Genomic DNA, 6,267 nt, shown 5'->3' with positions numbered 1-6,267 from the left:
ATATGAGGCTCGGCTCTTAGATAAATTAATTGAGCCTAATCTTATTGAAGTATCTGCAATATTGTTTGAAGAAAAAATTGAATATCTTCAAAAAATAACTCGTCAAGAAATTACAAGCCAGAGGGGTAAAACCAAGGAAATGAAAAAATTAGAATTGCTACGGGAAACTGACCTTGAGGGGGGGGTAGCAAAACCCGTGGTGCTATTAGGTTTATTATTTGTTGATGCAGTAATAAAACAATATGATATCCAAGTAGATTCTATACAAATCAGATCGTGGATTGAGAAAATAATAGCTGCTTATCTAAATTCTAAGGAAGTGCTTTCCTGGTATTATAAGAATATAAAGATGCTTACCAAGGTCGAATCGGTTGTTCTCGAAGATCAAGCAAGCAGTCAGTACTATTGAGTCAGCTTGAAGTTCAAGAACGAGATGTACCTTATGAGGAAGCAGAGTCTTAACAAGCACAATAATAAGGTGATTGATGATGAGTATCTTAATTCCAATGGTGGTTGAACAAACGTCGCGAGGTGAACGAGCTTATGATATCTATTCACGTCTTCTCAAGGAACGAATTATTTTTCTAATTGATCAAATCGAAGATCATATGGCTAATTTAGTGATCGCGCAAATGCTTTTTTTAGAATCAGAAAATCCCTCCAAGGAAATTAATCTTTATATAAATTCTCCTGGAGGTTCGGTGAGTTCCGCAATGGCAATTTATGACACCATGCAATTTGTACAGCCCGATGTACGTACTTTATGTTTTGGACAAGCCGCTAGTGCTGGTGCTTTGCTTCTTGCCTCAGGGGCTCATGGAAAAAGACAATGTTTACCACATGCTTTGGTGATGATTCACCAAGTATTAGGGGGATATCAGGGTCAAGGTACTGATATTCAAATTCATGCTAAACAAATTCAGCGAGTCAGTGACCAGATGACGGAAATTTTGGCTAAACATACAGGAAAAAGTTTTGAGCAAATTGAAAAAGATACTAATCGCGATTATTTCTTAACGCCAGAAGAGGCTTTGAAGTATGGTTTAATTGATTCGATAGTGACGGAACGTCTAGCATTGAAATAAGTAATTTTAATCCCCATTTTCACAAGAGGTAGTAGTGAGGTCAGTAAATGAGTGAAGAAAAATCACAAGTTTTATATTGTTCGTTTTGTGGCAAAAGTCAGCATCAAGTTCGTAAATTAATCGCAGGTCCCGGTGTCTTCGTGTGTAACGAATGTGTAGATTTATGTAATGATATTATTCGTGAAGAAGCAATTGCTCATGCTGTTGAGGTTCAGAAAAAATTTCCAACACCATCAGAAATTCATCAATTATTAAATGAATATGTTGTTGGTCAAAATCTTGCTAAGAAAATATTAGCTGTTGCCGTGTACAATCATTATAAACGATTAAGTTTCTACACTAAAAAAGATGATTCTGTTGAAATTGGCAAAAGTAATATCCTTTTGATTGGTCCCACTGGTTCCGGAAAAACTTTATTAGCCCAAACATTAGCTAAAATATTAAATGTTCCTTTTGCTATTGCAGATGCAACTACATTGACAGAAGCGGGATATGTAGGTGAGGACGTTGAAAATATTGTTCAAAAACTATTACAAAAATGTAATTATGATGTTGAAAAAGCAAAAACAGGCATTATTTATATTGACGAAATTGATAAAATCGCTCGTAAAACAGATAGTCCCTCATTAACTCGCGATGTTTCTGGTGAAGGAGTGCAGCAAGCTTTATTGAAATTAATCGAAGGTACAATTGCTTCTATTCCCCCTCAGGGTGGTCGAAAACATCCGCAGCAAGAATATTTGCGAGTAGATACCTCTAATATTTTATTTATTTGTGGAGGAGCATTTGCTGATTTGCATAAAATTATTCAGCGTCGTACAGATAATAGTGGGATTGGTTTTACTGCGGAAGTACGTTCGCAAGACGATTGTACAAACACTTCAGAATTAATTAAACAAACAGAACCGGAAGATTTAATTAAATTTGGTTTAATTCCAGAATTTGTTGGACGGCTACCTGTTATCGCCACTTTAGAAGAATTGAATGAAGATGCTTTAATTCGCATTTTAACAGAACCAAAAAATGCGTTGGCTAAGCAGTATCATAAGTTGTTTGAATTAGAGAGTGTGCAAATTGATTTTCGTGAAGATGCTTTGCGGCAAATTGCTAAGAGAGCCATTCAGAGAAAAACAGGGGCACGTGGATTACGCTCCATTGTCGAACATACTCTACTGGATTTAATGTACGAGCTTCCTACTGTCGTTGGTTTAAAGAAAGTCGTAATCGATGGAGGTGTAATTAATCAAACTTCACCACCATTATTTATTTGTGATAAAGAAAAAATTTCACGTAAAGTGGCTCAAGAATAATAATAAAAGGATATGATATGGTAGAACCAGCAGCCGAAAAATTGGAATTACCATTGTTACCATTGCGTGATGTCGTAGTATTCCCCCATATGGTAATTTCTTTATTTGTGGGTCGGTCTGAATCAGTCAAGGCATTGAAAATGGCCATGTCGCAAGATAAGCGGGTTTTTCTAGTCGCCCAAAAAGATGCTAATAATGATTCGCCGGAGCAAAAAGATCTTTATGAAATCGGAACAATTGCTACTATCTTGCAATTGTTACGATTACCAGATGGTACCGTGAAAGTGTTAGTAGAAGGCTCTGAGAGAACTAGACTCATTCATTTAGAAAAAAAAGAAAATTATTTACAAGTTGAAATTAAACTCTTAAAAGAAGAAGGCACAGAAGGTGCCGATCAAATGGAGTTACAAGCGTTGATTCGTACTGTCCTTAGTCAATTTGAGCAATTAGTAAAAATAAATAAAAAAATTCCTCCGGAACTTTTACCTTCTTTAGCAAGTATTGAGGATCCTGGGCATTTAGCTGATAGTATTGCAGCCCACATGACAATTAAATTAGATTCCCGTCAAAAGATTCTTGAAATTCTTTCTGTTAAAGAACGATTGGAAGTTTTACAAAAAGTTTTAGCTCAAGAATTAGATTTAATGGAAGTTGAAAAACGAGTTCAAGGGAGAGTTCGGCAACAAGTGGAAAAAAGTCAGCGCCAATATTACTTAAGTGAAAAAATAAAAGCTATTCAGGAAGAGTTAGGTGAATTAGAGGAAGCTGGTCTTATTGATGAGCAACACCAATTGCTCGAAAAGATTAAAAAAGCTGGGATGTCTTTAGAAGCTCAAGAAAAGGCAATGGCTGAATTGAATAAATTAAAAATGATGCCACCGATGTCGGCAGAAGCTACGGTTACCCGTAATTATCTGGATTGGTTGCTTCAAGTTCCTTGGAAAAAGCGCACTAAAATTAGCAAAGATTTAAAGCTTGCCGAAGAAATTTTAGAAGCAGATCATTATGGATTAGAGGAAGTTAAACAACGAATTCTAGAATATTTAGCCGTACAACAGCGCGTTCGCAAATTAAAAGGTCCTATTCTATGTTTAGTTGGACCACCTGGAGTAGGTAAAACTTCATTAGGACAATCAATTGCAAATGCGACAGGCCGTAAATTTGTGCGTATTTCTTTAGGAGGCATTCGAGATGAAGCTGAAATTCGGGGCCATCGTCGAACTTATATTGGTGCTCTTCCTGGAAAGATCATTCAAAAGATCGCAAAAGCTGGTGTTCGTAATCCATTATTCATGTTAGATGAAGTAGATAAAATGGCAGTGGATTTTAGAGGTGATCCCGCTGCTGCTCTTTTAGAAGTTTTGGATCCGGAACAAAACCACGCTTTTGGAGACCATTATCTAGAAGTAGATTATGATCTTTTGGATGTTATGTTTATTGCCACAGCAAATTCTCTTAATATCCCTCTACCATTGTTAGATAGAATGGAAGTCATTCGACTAGCTGGTTATACAGAAGAAGAAAAATTAAATATCGCTAAACGTTATTTAATTTCACGTCAGCTTAAGTTAACGGGATTAAAAGAAAAAGAAATATTTATTTCTGATGGTTCAATTTATGAAATAATTCGATATTACACACGAGAAGCTGGAGTTCGAGCTCTGGAAAGAGAAATCGCAAAATTATGTCGAAAAGTCGTTAAACAAATTTTGACAGAAAAAGAAAAATTAAAACGAACTAAACAAAAAAAGTCCATCAAACAGTATCAAATAACTGTCCGTAATTTAGGAAAATATTTAGGTGTAAAACGTTATCGTTTTGGATTGGCTGATGAAAAAGATCAGATTGGTCAGGTAACCGGTTTAGCTTGGACAGAATTTGGAGGAGAGCTTTTAACAATAGAAGCTCAAGTAATGCCTGGAAAAGGTAAATTCTTACATACCGGTCGTTTAGGAAATGTCATGCAAGAGTCAATTCATGCAGCCACTACAGTGGTACGGAGTCGCTCAACGGGCTTGGGTGTCCCAGATGATTATTTCCAAGTGCATGATTTTCATATTCATGTTCCTGAGGGCGCCACACCAAAAGATGGACCGAGTGCTGGTATTGGAATGTGTAGTGCTCTAGTTTCAACAATTACGCGAATTCCTGTACGAGCTGATATTGCTATGACAGGTGAAATTACTTTGCGTGGTGAAGTACTTCCCATTGGAGGATTAAAAGAAAAATTGTTAGCTGCGCTTCGGGGTAATATAAAACATGTTATCATTCCTGAGGACAATAAAGGAGATTTAAAGGAAATACCAGCCATTGTGACTCATGGATTAAAAATCCATCCCGTAAAATGGATTGATCAAGTTTTTGAATTAGCATTGACTCATATTCCCAAAGTAGAAACTTCTGTTAAAATTTCTTCATTGAAAACATTAAGTAAAACCCGTAAAGAAGATCGACAGACTCAAACATATTAATTATCGTTCATTTTTATGCTTAAAAATCAGGAAAAATTACAATCAGATATAGTGCGTCTTTTAGATCGTGCAAAAAAACGAGTGGATCAAGTTGAAATTAGTGTAAGTATCCAAATGGGTTTTTTGGTAAATGTTCGTCTAGGGGCTGTAGAAACTATCGAGCATCATTATAAGAATTCCCTTGATATTAAAATTTATCATCAACAACGTACAGGTAGTGCAAGCACTTCAAATTTATCTTTTGAAGCGATGGAAATTGCTTTTGATAAAGCTTGTACTATTGCCCAATTTAGTCAGGAAGACCCCTATGTCGGATTAGCAGACGCCGCGGATTTGGCCTGGGATTACCCCAATTTGATGCTTTATCACCCTTGGAAAATTACCCCTAAAGAAGCTATTGAACTCGCCATAGAATGTGAAACCCTTGCGCGTAAATATGATCCTCGAATCAAAAATTCCAATGGCGCTACGGTGAATACATATGATTTATTTAGAATGTATGGGAATTCTCATGAATTTTTAGGTCACTATCCTTCGACCCTGCATAGTATGAGTTGTAGTTTAGTTGCTGAACAAAACAACCAAATGCAGCGTGATCATGATTATACTTTAGCCCGTAGTTCCGATAAATTATTGCCAATTGATCTTATTGCTCAACACGTCGCAGAAAAGACAATTCGTCGATTAGGAGCTAGAAAAATAAGAACACGTCGCTGTCCTATTATTTTTGATGCACCTGTGGCGAAAGAAATGTGGCAATCTTTAATTGCGGCGATTCAAGGTAGTAATTTATACCGTGATGCTTCTTTTTTATCTGGACAATTACATCAGCAGATCTTACCTAAATTTATTACTATTTATCAGGATCCGCATTTGCCCGGCGAAATTGGTAGCGCACCTTTTGATGAGAGTGGGGTTAAAACTCAAAAAATAAATTATGTAGAAAATGGAATGTTAACTAATTATATTTTAAACACATACTCGGCAAGAAAATTAGGAATGAAAACTACAGGAAATGCGGGAGGAGTTTTTAATTTATTTATAACCCCTGGTAATAAAGATTTAATTGATTTATTTAAAGAAATGCAAACAGGCTTGTTTGTTACGGAGTTGATGGGTCCAGGTGTTAACTTATTAACGGGAAATTATTCTCGTGGGGCTTTTGGGTATTGGATTGAAAATGGTGAAATTCAACATCCCGTTGAAGAAATTACTATTTCTGGTAATTTGAAAGAAATGTTTAAACAAATCCAAGCGGCTGCTAACAATGTCGATCCCCGTAGTAGCATCAAGACTGGATCAATTTTAATAGAGCAGATGACCGTCGCAGGAGAATAATTTCTTAATATTGATCATATTAATCATAAAATGAATTATAGTGCCGCTAGGTATCTATAATTC

General features: G+C 36.1%; 4 protein-coding genes and 1 pseudogene. All 5 read left to right on the top strand.

Annotated features, from left to right (window positions below; translation table 11 throughout):
- Positions 1 to 409, top strand: a pseudogene (locus CLERM_RS03095) (trigger factor); the annotation flags it as partial.
- Positions 410 to 488: 79 nt separating this feature from the next.
- Positions 489 to 1,085 (top strand): ATP-dependent Clp endopeptidase proteolytic subunit ClpP, encoded by a 597-nt coding sequence (gene clpP / locus CLERM_RS03090; RefSeq protein ID WP_102157131.1) that lies wholly within the window; start codon positions 489 to 491, stop codon positions 1,083 to 1,085.
- Between the two features lie 47 nt (positions 1,086 to 1,132).
- A complete protein-coding gene (gene clpX, locus CLERM_RS03085; protein WP_102157130.1) occupies positions 1,133 to 2,395 on the top strand; it encodes an ATP-dependent Clp protease ATP-binding subunit ClpX in 1,263 nt (420 codons plus the stop codon).
- A 17-nt stretch (positions 2,396 to 2,412) separates the two neighbouring features.
- Positions 2,413 to 4,866 (top strand): endopeptidase La, encoded by a 2,454-nt coding sequence (gene lon / locus CLERM_RS03080; RefSeq protein ID WP_102157129.1) that lies wholly within the window; start codon positions 2,413 to 2,415, stop codon positions 4,864 to 4,866.
- A gap of 15 nt (positions 4,867 to 4,881) precedes the next feature.
- Positions 4,882 to 6,204 carry a metalloprotease PmbA gene (gene pmbA / locus CLERM_RS03075; RefSeq protein WP_102157128.1) on the top strand — a complete coding sequence of 441 codons (1,323 nt, stop codon included), beginning with the start codon at positions 4,882 to 4,884 and terminating at the stop codon, positions 6,202 to 6,204.
- Positions 6,205 to 6,267: the final 63 nt, after the last annotated feature.

The organism is Coxiella-like endosymbiont, from assembly GCF_002871095.1.
Lineage (GTDB): Bacteria > Pseudomonadota > Gammaproteobacteria > Coxiellales > Coxiellaceae > Coxiella.
Note: the sequence above shows the minus strand (reverse complement) of the source record. Positions and strands in the feature narration are given on the sequence as shown.

What these genes read in the sequence shown, in the direction of transcription:
- lon (WP_102157129.1), top strand. Translation starts at nt 2,413, where the DNA reads ATGGTAGAACCAGCAGCCGAAAAATTGGAATTACCATTGTTACCATTG.
- clpX (WP_102157130.1), top strand. Translation starts at nt 1,133, where the DNA reads ATGAGTGAAGAAAAATCACAAGTTTTATATTGTTCGTTTTGTGGCAAA.
- clpP (WP_102157131.1), top strand. Translation starts at nt 489, where the DNA reads ATGAGTATCTTAATTCCAATGGTGGTTGAACAAACGTCGCGAGGTGAA.
- pmbA (WP_102157128.1), top strand. Translation starts at nt 4,882, where the DNA reads ATGCTTAAAAATCAGGAAAAATTACAATCAGATATAGTGCGTCTTTTA.